Raw genomic sequence first — 24,700 nt, 5'->3', positions numbered from 1 at the left:
GTTTTACCGTGGTCAACGTGGCCGATTGTACCAACGTTTACGTGCGGTTTTACGCGTTCAAACTTTTCTTTTGCCATCTTAAAAAATTCCTAATAAAGAAATTAAAGCCTGACTCACTATTGAGCCAGACAAGCTAAAATTATATAACAGCGCGAGCTGAAATTATTGTATCTGCAACATTTTTAGATGCTTCAGCGTACTTCACAAACTCCATAGAGTATGAGGCACGGCCCTGTGTTGCAGATCGTAAAGCAGTCGCATAACCAAACATTTCAGAAAGAGGAACTTGCGCATTAATTTGCTTAAGTCCACCTAATGCATCTTCCATGCCTTCGATTATGCCGCGGCGACGGTTTAAGTCGCCAACTACATCACCCATATTTGAATCAGGAGTGAGTACTTCAACCTTCATTACTGGCTCTAAAAGTACAGGGTCAGCTTTACGCGCCCCATCTCTCATTGCCAGTGAACCTGCTATTTTAAATGCCATTTCATTCGAATCTACATCATGGAATGAACCATCATATAAAGTCGCTTTAACGCCAAGTAATGGGTAGCCTGCAAGTACACCTTGAGACATTTGCTCTTGGATACCTTTGTCTACCGCAGGAACGAACTCTTTAGGAACAGAACCACCTACGGTTTCGTTAACGAACTCGTAGATTGGTGACTCATCATCCGTAATGTCCATCGGTTCAAGTTTAAGCCAAACGTGACCATATTGACCACGACCACCTGACTGACGTATAAACTTCCCTTCAACCTTAACAGTTGAACGAATAGCTTCTCGGTATGAGACCTGCGGCTTACCAACGTTACATTCAACACTGAATTCACGTTTCATACGGTCGACGATGATATCTAGGTGAAGCTCACCCATGCCAGAGATTATAACCTGGCCTGATTCTTCGTCAGTTTGTACGCGAAAAGAAGGGTCTTCAGCAGCTAGTTTACCTAGCGCGATACCCATCTTATCTTGGTCAGCTATAGTGCGAGGCTCAACCGCAATAGAGATTACTGGTTCAGGGAATTCCATACGCTCAAGCGTAATAATAGAATTCGGATCACACAGTGTTTCACCTGTTGTTACGTCTTTAAGACCAATAGCTGCCGCGATGTCGCCTGCGAAAACTTCTTTGATCTCTTCACGAGAGTTTGAATGCATCTGTACGATACGGCCAAGTCGCTCACGCTTACTTTTTACTGGATTATATACCGTGTCACCCTGTTTAACAGTACCAGAGTAAACACGGAAAAAGGTCAAGGTTCCAACAAACGGGTCTGTTGCAATCTTAAAAGCGAGTGCAGCAAACGGCGCTTTATCATTAGCTGGACGTTCTTCCTCAGTACCATTTTCTAGAATACCTTGGATTTGTTTCACTTGCTCTGGTGACGGCATATACTCAACAACGCCATCAAGCACAGCTTGAACGCCTTTGTTTTTAAATGCGCTACCACAAGTAACTGGAACAATCTCATTCGCTAATGTTCGTTGGCGTAAAGCATTTTTAATTTCTGCTTCACTTAACTCTTCACCTTCTAAGTATTTATCCATTAGTTCTTCTGTTGCTTCAGCAGCGCTTTCAACTAAATGAGAGCGCCATTCTTCAGCTAATTCCAGAAGTTCTGCCGGTATTGCCTCATAAGAGAAAGTCATACCCTGGTCCGCTTCGTTCCAGTTAATCACTTTCATTTTAATAAGGTCAATAACACCTTTAAAGTCGTCCTCAGCGCCTACAGGCAACTGAATTGGAACAGGCGTTGCTCCAAGACGAGATTTCACCTGGCTAACCACTGCTAAAAAGTCAGCGCCCGTGCGATCCATTTTATTTACGAAGATCATTCTCGGAACTTCGTATTTGTTCGCTTGACGCCAAACTGTTTCAGTTTGCGGCTGTACACCAGATGAAGCACAAAGAACAACTACCGCACCATCAAGTACACGTAAAGAGCGCTCTACTTCAATAGTGAAATCTACGTGTCCTGGAGTATCAATAATATTGATACGATGGGCGTCAAATTGAGCGTCCATCCCTTTCCAAAAACACGTTGTTGCAGCAGAAGTGATTGTGATACCACGCTCTTGTTCCTGCTCCATCCAATCCATAGTTGCAGCGCCATCATGTACTTCACCGATCTTATGAGAAAGACCTGTGTAGAACAGAACACGTTCTGTTGTGGTGGTTTTGCCTGCATCTACGTGAGCAACAATACCTATATTACGATAGCGCTCAAGTGGAGTTGTACGTGCCATATGATCCTCTTAAAGGTTAAAGACAGATTACCAACGGTAATGAGCGAATGCTTTATTCGCTTCAGCCATACGGTGAACGTCTTCACGTTTCTTAACCGCAGTGCCTTTATTATCAGAAGCGTCAACGATTTCTTGAGCTAAACGTAAGCCCATAGATTTTTCGCCACGCTTACGTGCAGCGTCTACTAACCAACGCATACCTAATGCGTTACGACGAACTGGACGTACTTCAACTGGTACTTGATAAGTTGAACCACCAACACGGCGAGATTTAACTTCTACCTGTGGGCGAATGTTATCAAGTGCAGTTTCAAAGATTTCTAGGTGCGACTTGCCTGATTTCTCAGCAGCCACGTCTAGCGCACCATAAACAATTTTTTCAGCAGTAGATTTCTTGCCGTCTAACATCACGATGTTAACGAATTTAGCAAGAAGTTCCGATCCGAACTTAGGATCTGGAAGAATTTTACGTTGACCGATTACGCGTCTTCTAGGCATTTTGTATCTCCGGTTTATTCAGGTTTGCTCTTTCGAGTCAATCACCCAAAACAATAATTATAAATATTTAGTGCTTGGCCTTACTAACGGAAAACAATTAGCCTTTAGGGCGTTTTGCACCGTATTTAGAACGAGCTTGACGACGATCGCTAACGCCTGCACAGTCAAGTGCACCACGAACAGTGTGAAAACGCACACCTGGTAAATCTTTAACACGACCACCACGGATTAGGATTACACTATGCTCTTGAAGGTTATGACCTTCACCGCCAATGTATGAAGTTACTTCGAAACCGTTAGTTAAACGTACACGTGCTACTTTACGTAACGCCGAGTTAGGTTTCTTAGGTGTAGTTGTATATACGCGAGTACATACACCGCGCTTTTGCGGACACGCTTTTAGTGCAGCTGAGTTACTTTTCGTAACCTTGCTACGGCGTGGCTTACGCACTAGCTGGTTAATAGTTGCCATTTAAATAGCTCCTGAAATTAAAATTACTACTGAAAAAAATAAAAAATCCGCCCTTTATTTACGAGCCTGCATTGAGCACACAAGTAAATGGGTGGCGGAATTTTAATGAGCAAAGTTTAACCTGTCAACCTAAACTAACCGTAAGACAGCATATAACTGCCTCACGATCACTTAATCTATTGATTAAGAACAGTTTATTGATTTCCAGACAAATCAGCATTTAGAGCGTCTGTAAGTGCTTGAGTTGCCTCTTCTGCACTTACTGTTTGCTCTTCTACTACTACTTTGCTTTGTTTACGGCGAGCCATACGTTCTTGATGATACGCAAAACCGGTACCGGCTGGGATCAAACGACCCACAATTACGTTTTCTTTCAGACCGCGAAGCTCATCGCTCTTACCATTCACTGCCGCATCTGTAAGAACACGTGTTGTCTCTTGGAAAGACGCTGCAGAGATGAAAGATTCTGTTGCTAGTGATGCTTTTGTGATACCCATTAACTGGATTTCAAACTTAGCTGGTATCTTACCTTGTTTTTCAAGGTCACGGTTTGCGATATTAACGCGCGCCACTTCGATTTGTTCACCGGCTAAGAAGTCAGTATCACCACCGTGTATGATTGTACATTTACGAATCATCTGACGGATAATTGTTTCAATGTGCTTGTCATTGATCTTAACGCCTTGCAAACGGTAAACCTCTTGCACTTCGTTAACGATGTAGTTAGCAACATGAGTCACACCACGTAGGCGTAAGATGTCATGCGGTGATTCAGGACCATCGGCGATAACTTCACCTTTAGACACTTGCTCACCTTCAAACACGTTAAGTTGACGCCACTTAGGAATCATTTCTTCGTAATGATCGCCTTCTGCTGGAGTAATAACTAAACGCTTCTTACCTTTGGTCTCTTTACCGAAGCTAATAGTACCAGTTACTTCAGCTAATATAGCTGGTTCTTTTGGCTTACGAGCTTCAAATAAGTCGGCTACGCGTGGTAGACCACCCGTGATATCACGAGTTTTCGAACCTTCTTGCGGAATACGTGCTAACACGTCACCTGGGTTTGCTGTAACGCCGTCAATAACTTCAATCGTCGTGAATGAAGGAAGACGTGTTTCTTGCAGACCGCGCTCTTCATTTTCAATGATAAGCTTTGGTTCTTTCGTATTTACTTTAGCAAGATCTTTAACAACTATACGGGTTAAACCGGTTAGTTCATCAGTCTGCGTTTCTGTATTTGAATCATCGATATCGCTAAACGATACTTTTGATTTATGCTCAAGAACGATTGGGTGACTATGCGGGTCCCAAGTAGCAACGATGTCGTTACCTTGAACTTCAGCATTATCTTGCACTGTTAATACCGCACCGTAAGGTACTTTATAACGCTCTTTTTCACGACCATAGCTATCAATGATAGTGATCTCAGTAGAACGTGAGGTAATAACAATCTTACCATCTGTATTTAATACATATTTAGCGTTGTGCAGTTTTAATGTACCGTTAGTTTTAACTTGTACGTTGTTTTCTGCTGACGCTCTTGATGCTGCACCACCGATGTGGAATGTACGCATCGTAAGCTGTGTACCCGGCTCACCGATTGACTGCGCCGCGATAACACCGACTGATTCACCCGCGTTAATGATATGACCACGCGCAAGGTCACGACCATAACACTTAGCACATACACCAAAGTCGTTATCACATGTGATAACAGAACGTACGCGAACTTCATCCACTGAGTGCTCTTCTAAAAGATCACACAGTTTTTCATCAAGCATGATATTACGTTCAACAAGTACTGTATTAGTACCTGGAATTACAATATCTTCAGCAACAACACGACCTAGAACACGTTCACGAAGTGCTTCTACAACATCACCACCTTCAATAAGCGGTTTCATTGTTAAGCCATCTTCTGTGCCACAGTCATCTTCATTGATTACCAAATCTTGTGCAACGTCTACTAGACGACGCGTTAGGTAACCCGAGTTAGCTGTTTTAAGTGCTGTATCGGCAAGACCTTTACGCGCACCATGCGTTGAGATGAAGTACTGAAGTACGTTTAGACCTTCACGGAAGTTAGCTGTGATTGGCGTCTCGATGATTGAACCATCTGGACGTGCCATTAGACCACGCATACCCGCCAACTGACGAATCTGTGCAGCACTACCACGAGCACCTGAGTCGGCCATCATAAACACTGAGTTAAATGACGGTTGCTCTACTTCTTCACCTTTAGCATTAATAACTGTGTCTTTCGACAAGTTAGACATCATTTCACGTGATAAGTTTTCGTTTACACGTGACCAGATATCGATAACTTTATTGTACTTTTCACCAGCCGTTACAAGACCTGATTGGAATTGTTGGTTGATTTCAGTAACTTCAGCTTCAGCTGATTCAATTATCTGTGCTTTAACCGGTGGGATAACTAAGTCATCAATACCGATAGAAACACCTGACTTCATTGCGTAATGGAAACCGGTGTACATAACTTGGTCAGCAAAGATAACTGTATCTTTAAGACCTAGACGACGGTAACACTCATTCAATAAGCCAGAAATCTGCTTTTTACCTAGCGGCTGGTTGATTGACGCAAACGGCATGCCTTTAGGTAAAATTAGAGACAAAATTGCACGACCAACAGTTGTATCGATAACAGTGATAGTATCTTCTACTACGCCGTCTTCGTTTTTAACTGATTGGCTAATACGTACTTTCACAATAGCGTGAAGGTCTGCATTGCCACTACGGTATGCTTTTTCTGCTTCTTTTGGATCTTTAAATATCGCGCCTTCGCCTTTAGCGTTAATGCGGTCACGAGTCATGTAATAAAGACCCAATACAACATCCTGTGAAGGAACGATGATTGGCTCACCATTCGCAGGAGATAGAATGTTGTTTGTTGACATCATCAATGCACGAGCTTCAAGCTGCGCTTCGATTGTTAACGGTACGTGTACCGCCATTTGGTCACCATCGAAATCGGCGTTGTAAGCCGCACATACTAATGGATGCAAATGAATCGCTTTACCTTCGATAAGCACAGGCTCAAACGCTTGGATACCCAAACGGTGAAGTGTTGGTGCACGGTTAAGTAATACTGGATGTTCACGAATTACTTCGTCAAGTACATCCCATACTTCCGGAACTTCACGTTCAACCATCTTCTTAGCAGCTTTGATTGTCGTAGCCATGCCGCGACGTTCTAATTTGCCATAGATGAATGGTTTAAATAGCTCTAGTGCCATCTTCTTAGGAAGACCACATTGGTGAAGCTTAAGTGTAGGACCTACTGTGATAACAGAACGGCCTGAATAATCTACACGCTTACCAAGTAGATTCTGACGGAAACGACCTTGCTTACCCTTGATCATATCAGCAAGAGATTTAAGAGGACGCTTGTTAGAACCTGTAATTGCACGACCACGACGACCGTTATCAAGTAGCGCATCTACCGCTTCTTGTAACATACGTTTTTCGTTGCGTACAATAATGTCTGGTGCTGCTAAATCTAGTAGACGCTTAAGACGGTTATTACGGTTAATAACACGGCGGTAAAGGTCGTTTAGATCAGATGTCGCAAAACGACCACCGTCTAATGGTACTAATGGGCGTAGATCTGGTGGCAATACTGGAAGTACTGTCATGATCATCCACTCAGGGTTATTACCTGATTGGTGGAACGATTCCATTAACTTAAGACGTTTAGTGATTTTTTTACGCTTAGTTTCAGAGTTAATTGTTGGTAACTCTTCACGCATCTCAGCAATTAATTGAGCAAGATCGAGTTCACGAAGCAAGTCTAAAACTGCTTCAGCACCCATCTTCGCTTCAAACTCATCACCATGCTCTTCTAGTGAATCTAAGTATTCTTCTTCACCTAATAACTGACCACGCTCAAGCGTTGTCATACCAGGCTCAGTTACTACGAATGATTCGAAGTAAAGAACACGTTCAATATCACGAAGCGTCATATCTAGCATTAAGCCAATACGTGACGGTAATGATTTTAAAAACCATATATGTGCAACTGGGCTCGCAAGGTCGATATGACCCATACGATCGCGTCGCACTTTAGTGAGTGTTACTTCAACGCCACACTTTTCACAGATCACACCACGGTGTTTAAGGCGTTTATATTTACCACATAAACACTCATAATCTTTCACTGGGCCGAAAATACGGGCACAGAATAAGCCATCGCGCTCAGGCTTGAAAGTACGGTAGTTAATAGTCTCAGGTTTCTTTACTTCACCGTATGACCATGAACGAACCATGTCTGGTGAAGCAAGACCAATGCGAATTGCATCGAATTCTTCGGTCTTATTTTGTTGCTTCAGAAACTTAAGTAAGTCTTTCACCTTAGCTCTCCTGTCGGAGTTAATCTTGAGGACGGATAGTCTCGTCCCTACATTCTATTCAGCCGTAACAGATGCTGCAGCGTTAACTGCAGCATCTAATTGGCTTAATTTTCTTCCAACTCGATGTTGATACCCAGTGAGCGGATTTCTTTCAACAATACGTTGAACGATTCTGGCATACCTGGTTCCATTTTATGGTTACCATCAACGATGTTTTTATACATCTTAGTACGACCGTTCACGTCATCCGATTTCACTGTTAACATTTCTTGTAGAGTGTAAGCAGCACCGTAAGCTTCAAGTGCCCATACTTCCATCTCACCAAAACGCTGGCCACCGAACTGTGCTTTACCACCCAGCGGCTGCTGAGTAACAAGGCTGTAAGAACCAGTAGAACGTGCATGCATCTTATCGTCAACCAAGTGGTTAAGTTTAAGCATGTACATGTAACCAACAGTTACTTGACGTTCAAACTGATCACCAGTACGGCCATCATAAAGTGTAACCTGACCACTACGAGGATAGCCCGCAAGCTCAAGCATGTCTTTGATTTCGTTTTCTTTCGCGCCATCAAATGCAGGAGTAGCTATTGGTAAACCACCTTTTAAGTTTTCAGCTAGACGACGAATTTCGTCATCAGTGAAGCTAGCAATGTCTACAACTTGGCGAGATTCACCAATTTCGTAAGCTTGCTTGATGAATTCACGTAGCTCATGAAGCTCACGTTGTTCTTTCATCATCTCTTCAATACGTTCACCGATACCACGTGCAGCAAGACCCATATGTGTTTCAAGGATCTGACCGATGTTCATACGCGATGGTACACCTAGTGGATTCAATACGATATCTACCGTACGACCTTTGTCATCGTAAGGCATATCTTCTACTGGTACGATAGTCGAGATAACACCTTTGTTACCGTGACGACCCGCCATTTTATCACCCGGTTGGATACGACGTTTAACAGCTAGGTATACTTTAACAATCTTAAGTACGCCTGGTGCTAGGTCATCACCTTGGGTAATTTTACGACGTTTGTTTTCAAACTTCTTATCGTATTCAGCTTTAAGTTCATCGTACTGTGCAGCTAGTTGCTCAAGCTCAGCTTGCTTGTCTTCTTCAGCAAGGCTTTGCGTAAGTACTTTTTCAGCATTTAGAGATGCAAGTTTATCTTCATCAAAACCAGCAGCTATAAGTAGCTTACGTGCACGGTCTAAAACGCCTGCTTCTAAAATACGGAACTCTTCGTTGAAGTCTTTCTTCGCTTCGCGAAGCTGCATGTCTTCAACTTCTAACGCGCGTTTATCTTTTTCAACACCATCACGGGTGAAAACTTGCACGTCAATTACGGTACCAGTTACAGAATTTGGTACACGTAAAGAGCTGTCTTTAACGTCAGACGCTTTTTCGCCGAAGATAGCACGCAGTAGCTTCTCTTCAGGTGTAAGCTGTGTCTCGCCTTTAGGAGTCACTTTACCTACTAGGATATCGCCGCCTTTAACTTCAGCACCAATATATACAACGCCTGATTCATCAAGCTTGCCTAGCGCAGACTCACCCACATTCGGGATATCTGCAGTGATCTCTTCTGGACCTAATTTAGTATCACGGGCAACACACTGTAGTTCTTGAATATGGATAGTCGTTAGACGATCTTCTTCAACTACGCGCTCTGATAACAAGATTGAATCTTCGAAGTTGTAACCGTTCCATGGCATGAATGCCACGCGAAGGTTTTGACCAAGGGCTAAGTCACCTAAGTCAGTCGAAGGACCATCTGCTAACACGTCACCACGAGTAACCGGTTCGCCAACCATACAAGTTGGTTTTTGGTTAATACATGTATTTTGGTTTGAACGTGTGTATTTGGTTAAGTTGTAGATGTCGATGCCCGCTTCACCAGGAATGCGTTCTTCTTCATGTACATTTACAACGATGCGACTTGCGTCAGCATACATTACTTCACCACCACGTTTAGCAACGATAGTTACACCAGAATCTTTCGCTAGTGTTAACTCAATACCAGTACCTACTAACGGCTTATCCGCTTTCAATGTTGGTACTGCTTGACGTTGCATGTTTGAACCCATCAATGCACGGTTAGCATCATCGTGTTCTAGGAACGGGATAAGTGCTGCCGCTACAGAGATCACCTGTTGTGGTGATACATCCATATACTGCTGGTCCATGCGACCCATAAAGGTAGATTCACCTTTGTGACGACATGGGATAAGTTCATCAACAAACTCATTGGTTTCAGTTAAGTTTGAGTTCGCCTGTGCGATAACAAACTGACCTTCTTCAATGGCTGATAAATAATCAACTTCATCAGTTACAACACCGTCTACCACTTTGCGGTAAGGTGTTTCTAAGAAACCGTAGTCATTTGTACGTGCGTACGTAGATAACGAGTTAATTAGACCGATGTTTGGACCCTCAGGAGTCTCGATTGGACATACGCGACCATAGTGAGTTACGTGAACGTCACGTACTTCAAAGCCTGCGCGTTCACGAGTTAGACCGCCCGGACCTAATGCAGAGATACGACGTTTATGCGTAACTTCTGATAGTGGGTTATTTTGGTCCATAAACTGTGATAACTGAGACGAGCCGAAGAACTCTTTAACAGCTGCCGAAATAGGCTTAGCGTTAATAAGATCTTGTGGCATTATCGCGTCAAGGTCACCTAAGCTTAAACGCTCACGTACAGCACGTTCAACACGTACTAGACCAACACGGAATTGGTTCTCAGCCATTTCGCCAACACTACGTATACGACGGTTGCCTAAGTGGTCGATATCATCAACATCGCCTTGACCGTTACGAATAGCAATTAATACTTTCATAACAGACACGATGTCTTCTTTGCTTAATGTGCCAGGGCCTGTGTCTGTATCGTAACCAACACGGCTATTGAACTTCATACGACCTACAGTAGATAAGTCGTAACGTTCTTCAGAGAAGAACAAGTTCTGGAATAAGGCTTCAGCCGCGTCTTTCGTCGGTGGCTCGCCTGGGCGCATCATGCGATAAATTTCTACTAGTGCTTCTAAACGGCTGCTTGCAGAGTCAATGTTCAAAGTATTTGACATGTAAGCACCGCTGTCCACTTCATTGATATATAACGTATCAATTTTAGTGTAACCAGCTTTAACCAATTCAGCCATTAGCTCTAGAGTTAGCTCGTCATTTGCATTTGCAATAACTTCACCAGTTGACTCATCAACATAGTTTTTAGCTACAATACGGCCAATGATGTACTCATGTGGTACTTCTAATTGCTTAATGCCTTTCTTCTCGATGCTCTTGATGTGGCGAGCCGTAACACGACGACCGCTTTCAACAAATACTTCACCGTCTTCGCTCTTGATATCAAAAGCGGCAGTTTCACCACGTAAACGCGAAGGTACAAGTTCCATAAGAACTTTACCGTTCGTTACTTCAAACGTAGTGTTATCGAAGAACATATCTAGGATTTGTTCGCTAGAATACTCTAGTGCACGTAGGATGATAGACGCCGGTAATTTACGACGACGGTCAATACGTACATATAAGTTATCTTTTGCATCAAATTCGAAGTCTAACCATGAACCACGGTAAGGTATAACGCGTGCGTTATATAATACTTTACCCGATGAATGGGTTTTACCGCGGTCGTTATCAAAGAATACACCAGGGCTACGGTGTAGCTGAGAAACGATAACACGCTCTGTACCATTGATTACAAAAGTACCGGTATCTGTCATGAGCGGAATTTCGCCCATGTAAACTTCTTGCTCTTTAATGTCTTTAACTGTGCCTGGTGCTTCTTTGTCCATAACAACAAGACGCAGTTTCACGCGAAGTGGAGCAGAATAAGTCACACCGCGAATTTGACATTCTTTTACATCGAAAACTGGCTCACCAATACGATAACTTACGTATTGAAGCTCAGAATTTCCCGAGTAGCTTTTAATAGGGAACACAGAACGGAAGGCAGCTTCCAAACCATGATCGCCATCAGCGTCCGGCACTAAGAATTTTTTAAACGATTCTAACTGTGTAGACAGTAAAAAAGGTATATCCAAAACTTGTGGACGTTTACCAAAATCCTTACGGATACGTTTCTTTTCAGAATAAGAGTAAGCCATGGGGTTCCTCAGCTTGCTGATCTTTGACCCGACCTGTTCTTGTAAGAACAGACTTAACTGGCAGCTATGCCAAGATTTTACAACATTTAACTGTTGTTCTAATTAGATCTCACTTTAACACTAGCAAACTATAAAGCGTTGAAAGTAAAGAAAAAATCAGATTTTATTTGAACTAAAAGAGTGCATCACTCTATAGCGCAAAAAGGCCGGTGATTAAATAATCACCAGCCCTTGCCTGATTTCTCAGGCAGCGAACTTAGCAAAAGCTAAATTACTTAACCTCAACTTCAGCACCAGCTTCAGTAAGATCTTTTGCAAGTGCTTCAGCTTCTTCTTTAGATACACCTTCTTTAACAGGTGTAGGAGCAGCTTCAACAAGAGCTTTCGCTTCTTTAAGGCCAAGGCCAGTTGCGCTACGAACAGCTTTGATTGCAGAAACCTTGTTAGCGCCAGCGCCAGTAAGGATTACGTCAAATTCTGTTTTCTCTTCAGCAGCTTCAGCAGCTGGACCAGCTACCATTGCAGCTGCAGCAGTTACGCCGAATTTTTCTTCCATTGCTTCGATAAGAGCAACAACGTCCATTACTGACATTTCAGCAATTGCGTCAAGGATTTGGTCTTTAGATACAGACATTACAAATTTCCTAATAATTAACGGACATTACGTCCAAATAAATTTTACACCGAAAGTGAGATTAAACAGCTTAAAATTAAGCAGCTTGCTCTTCTTTCTGTACACGTACTGCTTCAATTGTTTTACACAATTTGCCAGCAGACGCTTCTTTCATAGCACTCATTAAGCGTGCAACAGCTTCGTCGTATGTAGGTAATGTAGCAAGCATTGCTGCATCAACAACATTTCCTTCAAAAGCGGCCGTTTTAAGCTCGAATTTCTCATTCTTTTTCGCGAAATCTGAAAAGATACGCGCAGCAGCACCTGGGTGCTCTGATGAGAAAGCGATTAAGCTTGGACCAACAAATGAATCAGAAAGACACTCAAAATCTGTTCCTTCAAGAGCACGTTTTGCTAAAGTGTTACGGACAACTTTCATCCAAACACCATTTGCACGAGCTTCTTTACGAAGGGCAGTGATTGCGCCAACTGTTACACCACGAGAATCTGCAACAACTGCAGATAGAGCACCATTGGCTGCTTCGTTGACTTCAGCAACTATTGCTTTTTTGCCTTGAAGATTTAAAGCCATGGGTGTTACTCCTGGTTTAATGGGGATACCGATTATCGGATTCCCCTGTTCTACTCTTCCCTACCAAACAAGGTAGAGATGCTTTTTACGGCGAGAGCCAGAAGGATTAGGAAAAATCTATCTGGGGTCTACACCGTCTACGTAGGTGAATATTAAGGCCTAAGCCACCTACGGTCTTGGACGGAAGCCCAATTTATCGCTTTGCCAAAGGCTTAGCGAAATTATGGACTTCAACCCGAATTCTTTACTTTGCCAATTAATAAATTAATCAACAAAATGGCGCAAAATTATAGTACAAATTTCACGCCATGTAAACACTAATTAAGCTACAACAGTGCTTAAAGTGTTTTGGTCAACAGAAACGCCTGCGCCCATTGTTGTAGAGATAGTTACTTTCTTCAAGTAAACACCTTTAGCTTGAGAAGGCTTAGCCTTCTTAAGTGCAACAATTAGTGACTCAAGGTTTTGTTGTAATTGCTCAGCAGTGAAATCAACCTTACCAATAGTAGTATGGATGATGCCATTTTTGTCATTACGGTAACGTACTTGACCTGCTTTAGCATTTTTAACTGCTTCTGCAACGTTAGGCGTTACAGTACCAGTTTTAGGGTTTGGCATTAGACCACGTGGGCCTAAGATTTGACCTAGTTGACCAACAACACGCATAGCGTCTGGTGATGCAACAACAACGTCAAAGTTCATCTCGCCTTTTTTAACTAGCTCAGCAAGATCTTCCATGCCTACTAATTCAGCACCGGCTTCTTTTGCAGCTTCTGCATTAGCGCCTTGTGTGAATACAGCAACACGAACGTCACGACCAGTACCGTTAGGTAGTACAGTAGCACCACGAACGTTTTGATCAGATTTACGAGCATCGATACCAAGGTTAACGGCAACGTCAACACTTTCTACGAATTTAGCTGTCGCTAACTCTTTTAAAAGAGCAACTGCTTCATTGATTTCGTAATCTTTTGTTACTTCCACTTTTTCGCGGATAGTACGCATACGTTTAGTTAATTTAGCCATTTCTTAGTCCTCTACGTTCAAGCCCATCGCACGCGCAGAACCTGCGATAGTGCGAACCGCTGCGTCCATATCGGCAGCTGTAAGGTCAGTTCGTTTTGTCTCAACAATTTCTTCAAGTTGAGCACGAGTTACTGTGCCTACTTTATCAGTGTTAGGACGGCCTGAGCCTGACTTGATACCAGCAGCTTTCTTAAGTAAGTAAGCAGCAGGTGGCGTTTTCATGTCGAACGTAAATGAACGGTCACCGTAAACAGAGATCACTACAGGAACTGGAGCGCCTTTTTCGATAGACTCTGTACGTGCGTTAAACGCTTTACAGAATTCCATGATGTTTACACCGTGTTGACCTAGTGCAGGACCTACTGGAGGACTAGGATTAGCCATACCAGCGGCAACTTGTAGCTTGATTAGAGCTTCAACTTTTTTAGCCATTATAAATACCTCATTTGGTGGGTCTCAGCCTTGTGCGCGCGAGGACGCGTACTCTAACGGCTTCCCAGTTTAAAAATTGGTTTCGTACTTTTTGCACAGTAAAAATAAATTTTACCTTAATACAAAAAGGCCGCTGATTATAAGTTAATCAGCGGCCTTTTTCAAGCTTCATGCCAAAATTTAAATAAAAATTAGCGAAGCTTTTTTAATCAATTACTTATCTTGCTCAACTTGACCGAATTCAAGCTCAACTGGCGTAGAACGACCAAAAATAAGTACAGATACTTTTACGCGGCTCTTTTCGTAGTCAACTTCTTCAACTACACCACTGAAATCTGCAAATGGTCCATCAGTAACGCGAACAACTTCACCTGGTTCAAATAATGTAGCAGGTTTAGGTGCTTCTGCATTTTCTTGAAGGCGATTAAGAATGCGTTCTGCTTCTTTAGGACTGATTGGAGCAGGACGATCAGACGTTCCACCAATAAAGCCCATTACACGTTCAGTGCTGTTCACTAAGTGCCAGCTTGCGTCGTTCATATCCATTTGTACTAATACATAACCTGGAAAGAATTTACGCTCAGATTTACGCTTTTGGCCAGCGCGCATCTCAACAACTTCTTCAGTTGGTACTAGTATCTCACCAAAGCTCGATTCAAGACCTTCGATTTTAATGTGTTCAGTTAACGTTTGAGCTACACGCTTTTCGTAACCAGAAAAGGCTTGTACTACATACCAACGTAACTTAATTTCTTTGTTCTCGTTCTCATCCGACATGGGATCAGATCTCCAATCCAGTTAAAAAGCCTACAGCGCGGAATAAAATGCCATCTAATCCCCAAAGGATAAGTGCCATAATCACTGTTGCAACCATTACAATTAATGTCGTGTGGGTAGTTTCTTGGCGCGTTGGCCAAATAACTTTGCGTACTTCAATTCGAGCTTCTTTAGCGAAAGCAAGAAAGTTACGTCCCTTAAATGTTTGCGAGGCAATTGCTAATCCGGCCGCTATTGCAACAACAACGCCGATAGCACGTAGTAGTACAGATTGATCTGCATACATGTGATTACCAACAACTGCGCCTGCAAGTAGCGCGATTGCTACTAACCACTTTACTGACTCCATCGCACTTGATGGTGTTTCTACATTCGTGCTCATAATATTATTACCTTAACTACAGACACAACAACCCTACACTACGGTAAGGTTAATCCATTAAAATCTAAACTTAAAAACAGACTTAATTTAAACCGGTTTTTAATCTCAGACTACTCAAACTACAAGTAAAACTGGCAGGGGCGGAGAGATTCGAACTCCCAACCATCGGTTTTGGAGACCGCTGTTCTACCAATTGGAACTACGCCCCTGCAAAGTGGATGCCTATTATACTTACGCAGTCCATTAACACAAGCCTAAAAGATACCCACATTGGAAAATCTCGGCATTGCATTAAAAAATCAATCTTAACATTGATTAAAAAGCAGTTTATGATTGTCTAAATTATAGGGACTCATAATTAGATAGGAAATCTGTGAAAGCAATAAAAACAATCATAAGATATAAAATTATTAGCTTTTTATTATTATTTCATATTAGCTCTTATGCCCTGCCATTGTACTTAGATACATATACAAATGAACAAGGTTTATCACAAAATTCAATTACATGTAGTACCACTGATGAAAAAGGATTTCATTGGTTTGCTACCCAAGGTGGCTTAAATCGATTTGATGGGTATGAATTTAAGCACTATAAATTCAATCCTTCACACCCTAGTATTTCGGGGAATTGGATTACAGACTGCCTGAATTTAGGAAATGGCCACATTTGGTTTGCTACAACAAGTAATGGCCTCAACTTATTAAATACTGAAACAGGAAGTTTTAGTGTTTTTAACCAGTATTCAGCCCCTCCTATTACAAACGAACGTATTTCATCAATTTCTTCTAATTCGCCACAAATCATTTGGATTGGTCACGATAAAGGGCAACTTACTCGTTTAGATACATACACAGGTACTACCGAATTATTTTCTTATCAGGGCACGAATCACTTAAATGTTGTTTTTAAGGATGTGCTTTTTGATGATAAAAAAAACCTTTGGTTAGCAAGTAGTATCGGGCTGATTAAGTTCGATACACAAACACATCGGTTCGAACATATACCTAATAGCCCTAAACAGCTCTGGCAATTAAAAAAAGCAACAAATAGCAAATTTATTATAGGAGGTAAGACTGGTCTAAGTGTTTTTGACTCAAACACACTCGCATTTTATAACTTTGAGCAACTCAAAAATGTTTGGGTTACAGATATACTTTTTGATGATGAAAAAAAATTATGGGTAAGCACTTATGGTCATGGTCTTTATTACCAAGCTACAGATAATTTATTAAGTAGCGAGTTTCATCAACTTACTCACTCTCCAGATTTAAAACATGGCTTAGCTAACGATCACCTATTGTCACTTTACCAAGACCCTCAAGGCATTATTTGGATTGGTACAGACGGCTATGGGTTACATCGCTATGATAAAAGGCAGACTCAGTTTGGTCATCAAAAACATCAAAGTAATAACCCAGCTTCTATCTCGAATGACTTTGTAAGAGCAATACTCAAAGACAGTAACAACTTACTTTGGGTGGGCACGCGCGACGGACTTAATAAGCAAACTGACACAGGCTTTAAACGCTATAAAACAGATAAAAATAAAGATATAGGCTTAACTAATAACAATATATTTAGTCTTTATGAAGATGCTAATAAACGCGTATGGATAGGTACATACGGAGGTGGTTTACTGCTTTACAACCCAATTAATGATAACTTTTCGGCTTTTACTGTGCAAAGCCATCAACTCAGTAGTAACCGTATTTATGCAATCGAAGGTGATCTAAGTGGTAATTTATGGCTTGGCAGTAATGAAGGCTTAACACGATTTAATCCCGATACTTTACAGGTTACAAATTTTAAATACAGCGCAGATAAAAATAGCATCTCAAATAATACTGTTTTTAGTGTTACTTATGACAGCGACAACAACGCTATATGGGCAGGAACCCGCGCAGGGTTAAATAAACTTTCTTTACATGATGAAACATTCATTCATTACAAAAGCGATCTTAAAAAGCCTAATAGTTTAACGCACGACATGGTTACATCCTTGCATTTACAAGATAAAAACACTTTATGGGTAGGTACTTTTGGCGGGCTCAATAAGTTAAATATCCAAACAAACAAAGTAATAAACATTACAGAGTTTGATGGTTTACTTAACGATAATATTTTTGCAATTAAACAAGATACCAGCGGTTACTTGTGGCTAAGCAGCAACCAAGGCCTAACCCGTTACGCTCCTCAAACCCAACAAATGCAGCATTTTTTACCCGCAAACGGTATACAGCATCATTCTTTTATTTTAGGCGCTGCTTTTCAAGCAGATGACGGCGAGCTATTTTTTGGTGGTATTAACGGTTTTAATCAATTTGATCCGTTAAAACTGACTCTAGCAACTCAACCCCCAGAACCTGTTATTACAGACTTACTTATTTATAACCAGTCAGTCGCAACGCAGCAATATATAAAAAACAAGACTCAAACGCCTAAGCTTATAAGCTATACAGACAGACTATTTTTTAAAGAAGAAGATGGTGTTATCGGCTTTAAATTTTCTGCTTTAAACGGTGCAGAGCCCCCTTCTCAATACCAATATGCTTACAAGTTAGCTGGGTTAGATAAGCAGTTTTTATACGCAAGCAAAAACCAGAGGCAAGTTAGCTATTCTCAACTTCCCGCTGGAAGCTATCACTTTATTGTAAAAGTTAAAGATCAATACGGTCAATGGAGTGATGATAAAACAATGGTTGCGCTTACAGTTACTCCACCTTGGTGGAAGAACAATGTTGCCTATGTCACTTACATCATTATCGTATTATTTATAATGTGGTTAATTATAACAGCAAGATATAGGGCTAACGTTGCAGAGCAAGCAAACTTAAAAGAGAAAGAACTTAGCAACTTAAAAACTCAACTATTAGATAATGTTAGCCATGAACTTAAAACACCATTAAGCCTAATATTAGCGCCACTTGAGAGTTTACAAAAAAGCCATAAGGATTCAGACACTCAACAGAAACTAGCTATGATTCAACGTAATAGCTATAAGCTATTAGATCAAATAAACCAACTTTTACAGCTCAGCCAGCGCCCAAGCACTGCAGTGAAACACGTCACACCCTATGCTATAAATCCGGTAGTTGAACAATTAATTGAAGATTTCACCCCTTTATTTAAACAAAAAAATATTACGTTCGAGTTTGAAGATCTAACGCAAAAAACTATTCCCATTAAATTAGAGCTAAATCATACAATTTCTATTATCAGTAACTTATTGAGTAACGCCCAAAAATATACTCCAAACACTGGCAAAGTATTACTTCAGCTATTAACTCAAAAACAAACATTAATCATCACAGTCTCAGATACTGGTGTTGGTATAGATAAAGAGCACCTTGAGACCGTTTTTCAACGATTTACACGCATAGATACGAGAAATCAAAGTGGTAGCGGTATTGGCTTAGCGCTTGTGAAGCAGCTAGTTGAACAATATGGAGGAACTATTGTACTTAAAAGTGAATTAAACAAAGGAAGTTGTTTTACTGTTTCACTCCCAACAACTCAAATAGACGAAACCTCTAACCTTACTGCTCTTGCTGTGTCTAAAAACAATAATTTATGTGCAGTAAAAAGTAATAAGATTCTTATTATTGAAGACAACGATGAAATGCGTGATTTAATAACTTCACTATTTATTAGTAGCTTCACGTGTATAAGTGCAGCTAACGGAGAGCTAGGTTTAGCTTTATGTAAAAACGAAATGCCTGACTTGGTAATAAGTGATGTAATGATGCCTGTTATGGATGGCTATCAGTTTATTAAAGCACTGCGCAGCGACACGGCTATTAGCCATATTCCGGTGTTATTACTTTCAGCAAAGGCAGATACGCATAGTAAATTAAAGGGCCTAGACTTACTTGCTGATGACTATTTGAGTAAACCTTTTGAGCCGCAGCTGTTACTCAGCCGCGTTCAAGGGTTATTAACGATTAGAGAAGTACTTAATCAACATTTAAAACAACAACTACCTGCTTTATCACTAACAACCCAGCTCGACCCACAAGTGGCGCAAAGTAAAGATTATGTATTTACCGAGCGTGTAAAAACGACAGTAAAAGAGCATTATCAAGACGAAGCATTTAGCGTAGAAGAATTTGCAGCAGCGCTCTATCTTAGCCCTCGCGCTTTACAATTAAAAATGAAAGCCTTGTACAACCTAACACCAAGCGATTACATTCGAAATATTCGTTTAGAATTTGCACAAGAGCTTTTAAAAAATAGTGAGCTTGCAATTGGTCTAGTAGCACAGCAAGTTGGCTTTAATTCACAAAGCTACTTTGCCCGGTGCTTTAAAGCAAAATATAATATGTCCCCAAAACAGTTTCGTGAAAATCCTGATAAATTTCGCCTGTGTGACTAAACATTTCGTGCCAGTGCTATTATTAACCTACTGATTTAACTAAATTAACATGAATTTAAATATTAAGGGAAATGCACTGCATTTCCCTTGAGCATATTAATTAAGGACAGTCATATGTTAAAAGCACCACAAAAACTATTATTAACGGCACTATTAACTACCACCCTAAGCGCTTGTCAAAGCACCTCCACAAATGTTACGTCAGGTCAAAATTCACCAGACATAAACACTGTCGCCCAAGAACAATACAATGGGCCTAAAGCTCGTATTGCTGTTGCACGCTTTACGGACAAATCAAACAACTCAAAATGGTGGCGTAAAGAAATAGGCGACGGTATGGCTGATCAATTAACTACAGTTCTAGTATCAACAAATCGCTTTATTGTTTTAGAGCGCCAAGCGCTTGATGCTGTTTTATCAGAACAAGACCTAGCAGCCTCAGGTCGCGTTAGTGCATCATCGGGTGCCGCTTATGGTGAGATTGAAGGCGCTGAAATAGTCGTTATTGCAGCGGTAACTGAATTTGATGACGATAGCTCTGGTGCAAGTGTTGGCAGTGGCGGCTTTATGGGTGATGTATTTAGCTCTGTATCTGCTGGTTTCTCAGGCTCTCATATGGCGATTGATCTTCGTCTAATAGATACACGCACATCACGCATTTTAGCTGCAACAAGTGTTGAAGGTGGCAGTAAAGATTTTGACTTTACTGGAGCCGCAACCAACTTTGGTGGCGCACTTGTTGGCGGTAATATTAGTGGATGGTCTGATACCCCTAAAGAAAAAGCCCTGCGTGAAGTAATTATTAAAGCGGTTGAGTTTTTAGAAACTAAAATTCCAGATACTTACTATCGCTATAACAGTAACAACACTTTAGCACCGGGTTACACTGCGCCGCCACCGGCAGCTGTACAAGCAAAAACAGCCAGCAAGAGCGCTGTAACAGTTGATGTACCAACCCATAGAATGCCACATTATGAAAAAATGGATTTAGCAATGTCGCGCCTAAGCTTGGTTTGTTTGGGTTACCTAAGAAATCAGCCTGACTACGAAGAGTTTGAAACACAAGATGTTGAATATGATCGTAAAACAGTTATCGCGCTTCGTGAGTATCAGCAAGACAAAAAACTCAAAGTAACCGGTTTAGCTGATGAAACAACCAAAAAGTCACTTGATGACAGTGGTTGTATTGCTAAAACGAACAAATCAAGCCTCGAAAGTATAAGCAACATGTTTAAGTTTAATTAATGGCTTTGGCTTGGGTAGCTAATAAAAAGAGCTACCCAAGTACTCACTATTTAGTTAGCACCTTTAACAAGTGGTACTCCGTTATTGCCTACCGGAATATAAACAGTTGTATGATTAGGTGACTCAGCCATTTTTATTTGTGCATTAATAGCTTCATGTTGAATGTAATTAGCTGTTAGTGTTGCGTTAATGATCTTCTGAGCTTGAGCAATCCCTTTGGCTTCTTCAACCCTAATTTCAGCGTCTTTTTTGGCAATCTCTTTTTGTGTTTCTTTTTCCGATAATAGCTGCTGAGCTGCCAATTTTTTCTCAACTGCATTAGCAACAATATCGGGGTAATTAATATTGCCTACTACAACGTTTGCAAGTTTAAACGGCGTTGTCGATAAATAACTTTGCAGGCGCAGAGTCACTTCCTTCGCAATTTTCTCACGATTTGTTTTAAGCTCGCCACTATCGTATTTTTGTACTGTATCGCGCACATACGTTCTAAAAGTTTCACGTACAAAGCGTTTATACCAATTTTCGGCGCCGTACTGCTCTACCACAGTTTTAACAGAGCCACTCTCAATAGCAATAACAGCATGAAAATCAAATTTAATATTTAAATCATCATTCGCTAAGATTCTAAATGTCTCGGTATATGTATTAGGTCGCATATCGATGTTTACCACTTCATTTCGCAGTAATGACATACCGTAATTAGATGGGCCCTTCATTGTTCCTTGATAACCACCTTCACCAAATACACGCGGCTTTTCGAATACGTAACCTTCTTCACCTGCGGGTGTGCTTGGGTTAGTACATGCAGTTAATCCAAAACCAACGACTCCTACAACCAATGCACCTTTAAATAGGTTATTAAACAATGTTTGTGTCCCGGAGTTTCTTGCTCTCATCATCTTTCCTTTAATTACTTTTTAATATTGTATAAACGTCACTTAACAAGCTTGAAGCACCAAACCTAAATGTATTTGCTTGCAGGTAATCATCACCCGTTATCGCGCGTGCAAGCGCTAAATAATCACTGGCATCAGCCACTGTTTTAACACCACCGGCGGCTTTAAAGCCCACACGTTTATCCGAGTTCTTAATGGCTGTTAGCATAATTTTTGTTGATTCAAGGGTCGCATTAATGGCTACTTTACCCGTACTGGTTTTTACAAAATCAGCATCGCCTTCAATTGCAAGCTTCGTGGCCTGTGTTATGAGCGCTTCGGTTTTTAGCTCGCCGCTTTCTATTATTACTTTTAGCTGGGCACGCGACCCACACACTTTTTTACTTTCGCTTACATAGCTAAGTACTGTTTGAACATCGCCCGCTATTAACTTTTTATAAGGGATAACGAGGTCAATTTCGTCAGCGCCGCGCTCTATTGCAATAAGTGTTTCGTTAATTACATCACTCAGTGGCGCATCACCCGTTGGAAAGTTAGTGACCGTTGCAACTTTTACGTGGTTAAGCTCACGTGCTGCGAGTGCTATTTTTGCATCATCAACAAAGTCGCTATAAACACATACAGCGGCAGGTGTGCCCAGCATCGGGTTTATACTATCAACAAGCGCTTGAATGCTTTTGGTGGTATCGCTAGTGTTTAAGCTTGTTAAATCCATCAGTGCGACTGCTAATGCAGCATCTTTTTGGTGTTGTGTCATTAGAGCTCCGTTACTTATGTAATACCAATTTTATTAAAAACATAATCATTTTAGCGTATTAAATAACTCACTAACTACGTTAAAAATTATTTATATAGAACAACTATGTATCATAATTTTAGCCTTGTTATTGAGCTATTTTCTTGTCGCTATAATAGATCACTAATTTAATGCAATTGGTATAAGTACAAAATAGAATATGCTTCCATATTAACAAATTAAACCAAACTCGCTATAGCTCATAACCAAACACTATAAGCTGTATATTTTACTTGTAACTCGGCGCAATCCCTTGTTAACTAACTCTTAGGCCTAAAAAGCCCACCTATTATAACTTTTGGTTATATCAACTTGGTTTTAATTATTTTTTACTTATTGATAGCCGCTATATTCTGCTTATCAGAATAAAGCGTTTTCTTATATTTGAATTTGTTTAGGGGTCTTATTAACGTGCAGTATTTACCTATCTTTACCAAACTCGACAACAAACCAGTATTGGTTGTTGGCGGTGGAGAGGTCGCATTACGCAAATGTCGCGCGTTTTTAAAAGCGAGAGCGAGCGTTACTTTAGTAGCACCTTGGTTTTGCGACGAGCTAAAAGAGCATGCACATAATAATGAAGTAACGCTTATTGATGCTTATTTTGAGGAATCACATCTTGATGGCAAAATGCTAGTTATAGCAGCCACTGACCGTGATGACGTAAACAACAATGTATTTGAGCTGGCAAACGCACGAAATGTATTTGTGAATGTGGTTGATGACCAACCTAAGTGTACGTTTATATTCCCATCCATTGTTGACCGCGACCCAATTACAATTGCTATATCAAGTGCAGGCACAGCGCCGGTACTTGCACGTCGCTTACGCGAAAAACTCGAAACCCTTATTCCGCATCATATTGGGCCACTTGCAACACTTGTAGGCGGCTTTAGAGACAAAGTAAAAAAACGCTTTAAACATTTTTCAGACCGCCGCCAATTTTGGGAAGGCGTGTTCGACTCATCTGTCGTGAGTAAAGTACAAACCGGTGACACTCAAGCCGCACAGCAACAACTAGAGCAAATGTTAGATGCTAAAGCCGAGCCTGAAGGCGAAGTATATGTAGTAGGAGCAGGCCCTGGCGATCCTGAGCTTTTAACACTTAAAGCACTGCAACTTATGCAACAAGCCGATGTGGTTGTATACGACTTTTTAGTCTCTGACGAAATTATGGAATTAGTGCGCCGCGATGCTGACCTTATTTGTGTAGGCAAACGTTTAGGCGATCATAGTGTTGTTCAAGACGACACCAACCAAATGCTGGTCGACCTTGCTAAACAAGGCAAAAAAGTGTGCCGCATTAAAGGTGGCGACCCGTTTATTTATGGTCGTGGTGGCGAAGAAGTACAAGTACTGGCTGCTAACAACGTAAATTATCAAATTGTACCGGGTATTACAGCTGCTGCAGGTTGTAGTGCGTATGCGGGTATTCCGCTAACGCATCGTGACCATGCACAAGCCATTCAATTTGTAACGGGCCACTGTAAAAAAGACGGTCAAGAACTTGATTGGCAATCACTGGCAAAAGCAAATCAAACGCTTGCTATTTACATGGGCGTAATTAAATCGCCGCACATACAAAGCGAGCTTTTAAAGCATGGCCGCAAAGCCGACACACCTGTTGCCATTATCGAAAACGGTACACGTAAAAATCAGCGTGTAGTAACAGGCCAATTAGGCGAACTTGCCGACTTAATTGAACGCAACAGCATTATATCGCCTGCGCTACTCATTATTGGTGAAGTAGCCGCCCTGCACTCGCAACTAGCGTGGTTTGGGAAAAACGAACAAACAAGCAGCTTTGCACAGCCGCTAACAGATGTATCAAATACATAA

At 41.2% G+C, this 24,700-nt stretch carries 16 protein-coding genes, 1 tRNA gene and 1 pseudogene; 3 read left to right on the top strand and 15 right to left on the bottom strand.

All coding sequences use genetic code 11. From position 1 onward, the window contains the following. The 13 genes and pseudogenes from WNY79_RS11680 to WNY79_RS11620 all read right to left on the bottom strand — a co-directional run. Positions 1 to 77: pseudogene (locus tag WNY79_RS11680) on the bottom strand (elongation factor Tu); the annotation flags it as partial. Positions 78 to 139: 62 nt separating this feature from the next. Then, positions 140 to 2,254, bottom strand: coding sequence for an elongation factor G (fusA, locus tag WNY79_RS11675; protein WP_024600089.1), 2,115 nt, complete (start codon positions 2,252 to 2,254; stop codon positions 140 to 142). Positions 2,255 to 2,281: 27 nt separating this feature from the next. Further along, positions 2,282 to 2,752: a 30S ribosomal protein S7 gene (gene rpsG / locus WNY79_RS11670; protein WP_010555004.1), complete on the bottom strand. Its 471-nt coding sequence runs from the start codon at positions 2,750 to 2,752 to the stop codon at positions 2,282 to 2,284. 97 nt (positions 2,753 to 2,849) lie between these two features. Then, positions 2,850 to 3,224 (bottom strand): 30S ribosomal protein S12, encoded by a 375-nt coding sequence (gene rpsL, locus WNY79_RS11665; protein ID WP_002958885.1) that lies wholly within the window; start codon positions 3,222 to 3,224, stop codon positions 2,850 to 2,852. A 194-nt stretch (positions 3,225 to 3,418) separates the two neighbouring features. Then, positions 3,419 to 7,594 (bottom strand): DNA-directed RNA polymerase subunit beta', encoded by a 4,176-nt coding sequence (gene rpoC, locus WNY79_RS11660; protein WP_024600088.1) that lies wholly within the window; start codon positions 7,592 to 7,594, stop codon positions 3,419 to 3,421. Positions 7,595 to 7,698: 104 nt separating this feature from the next. Continuing rightward, a complete protein-coding gene (gene rpoB / locus WNY79_RS11655; protein ID WP_024600087.1) occupies positions 7,699 to 11,724 on the bottom strand; it encodes a DNA-directed RNA polymerase subunit beta in 4,026 nt (1,341 codons plus the stop codon). 271 nt (positions 11,725 to 11,995) lie between these two features. Then, a complete protein-coding gene (gene rplL / locus WNY79_RS11650; RefSeq protein ID WP_002958882.1) occupies positions 11,996 to 12,358 on the bottom strand; it encodes a 50S ribosomal protein L7/L12 in 363 nt (120 codons plus the stop codon). A 76-nt stretch (positions 12,359 to 12,434) separates the two neighbouring features. Next, entirely contained in the window at positions 12,435 to 12,929 is a 495-nt protein-coding gene (rplJ, locus tag WNY79_RS11645; RefSeq protein ID WP_002958881.1) for a 50S ribosomal protein L10, read from the bottom strand. Positions 12,930 to 13,250: 321 nt separating this feature from the next. Further along, a complete protein-coding gene (gene rplA, locus WNY79_RS11640; RefSeq protein WP_024600086.1) occupies positions 13,251 to 13,955 on the bottom strand; it encodes a 50S ribosomal protein L1 in 705 nt (234 codons plus the stop codon). A 3-nt stretch (positions 13,956 to 13,958) separates the two neighbouring features. Continuing rightward, complete coding sequence (rplK, locus tag WNY79_RS11635) at positions 13,959 to 14,387, bottom strand: 50S ribosomal protein L11 (RefSeq protein ID WP_002958879.1); 429 nt, start codon at positions 14,385 to 14,387, stop codon at positions 13,959 to 13,961. A 213-nt stretch (positions 14,388 to 14,600) separates the two neighbouring features. Next, complete coding sequence (gene nusG / locus WNY79_RS11630) at positions 14,601 to 15,164, bottom strand: transcription termination/antitermination protein NusG (protein WP_024600085.1); 564 nt, start codon at positions 15,162 to 15,164, stop codon at positions 14,601 to 14,603. Between the two features lie 4 nt (positions 15,165 to 15,168). Then, entirely contained in the window at positions 15,169 to 15,546 is a 378-nt protein-coding gene (gene secE / locus WNY79_RS11625) for a preprotein translocase subunit SecE (RefSeq protein WP_002958877.1), read from the bottom strand. A 132-nt stretch (positions 15,547 to 15,678) separates the two neighbouring features. After that, positions 15,679 to 15,755 (bottom strand) — tRNA-Trp (locus WNY79_RS11620). 164 nt (positions 15,756 to 15,919) lie between these two features. Between WNY79_RS11620 and WNY79_RS11615 the strand changes: the two genes are divergently transcribed. Beyond that, positions 15,920 to 19,921, top strand: coding sequence for a two-component regulator propeller domain-containing protein (locus WNY79_RS11615; RefSeq protein ID WP_342875931.1), 4,002 nt, complete (start codon positions 15,920 to 15,922; stop codon positions 19,919 to 19,921). Between the two features lie 114 nt (positions 19,922 to 20,035). Further along, complete coding sequence (locus WNY79_RS11610; protein ID WP_342875930.1) at positions 20,036 to 21,166, top strand: CsgG/HfaB family protein; 1,131 nt, start codon at positions 20,036 to 20,038, stop codon at positions 21,164 to 21,166. Between the two features lie 50 nt (positions 21,167 to 21,216). Here WNY79_RS11610 and WNY79_RS11605 read toward each other — a convergent pair whose 3' ends face one another. After that, complete coding sequence (locus WNY79_RS11605) at positions 21,217 to 22,065, bottom strand: SPFH domain-containing protein (protein ID WP_007580116.1); 849 nt, start codon at positions 22,063 to 22,065, stop codon at positions 21,217 to 21,219. A 10-nt stretch (positions 22,066 to 22,075) separates the two neighbouring features. After that, the gene (gene deoC, locus WNY79_RS11600; protein WP_342875929.1) at positions 22,076 to 22,822 is read right to left on the bottom strand and encodes a deoxyribose-phosphate aldolase; all 747 of its coding nucleotides are present in this window, start codon (positions 22,820 to 22,822) and stop codon (positions 22,076 to 22,078) included. Positions 22,823 to 23,272: 450 nt separating this feature from the next. Between deoC and cysG the strand changes: the two genes are divergently transcribed. Next, the gene (cysG, locus tag WNY79_RS11595; protein WP_197185963.1) at positions 23,273 to 24,700 is read left to right on the top strand and encodes a siroheme synthase CysG; all 1,428 of its coding nucleotides are present in this window, start codon (positions 23,273 to 23,275) and stop codon (positions 24,698 to 24,700) included.

Source organism: Pseudoalteromonas sp. AS84 (genome assembly GCF_038900255.1).
GTDB lineage: Bacteria > Pseudomonadota > Gammaproteobacteria > Enterobacterales > Alteromonadaceae > Pseudoalteromonas.
Note: the sequence above shows the minus strand (reverse complement) of the source record. Positions and strands in the feature narration are given on the sequence as shown.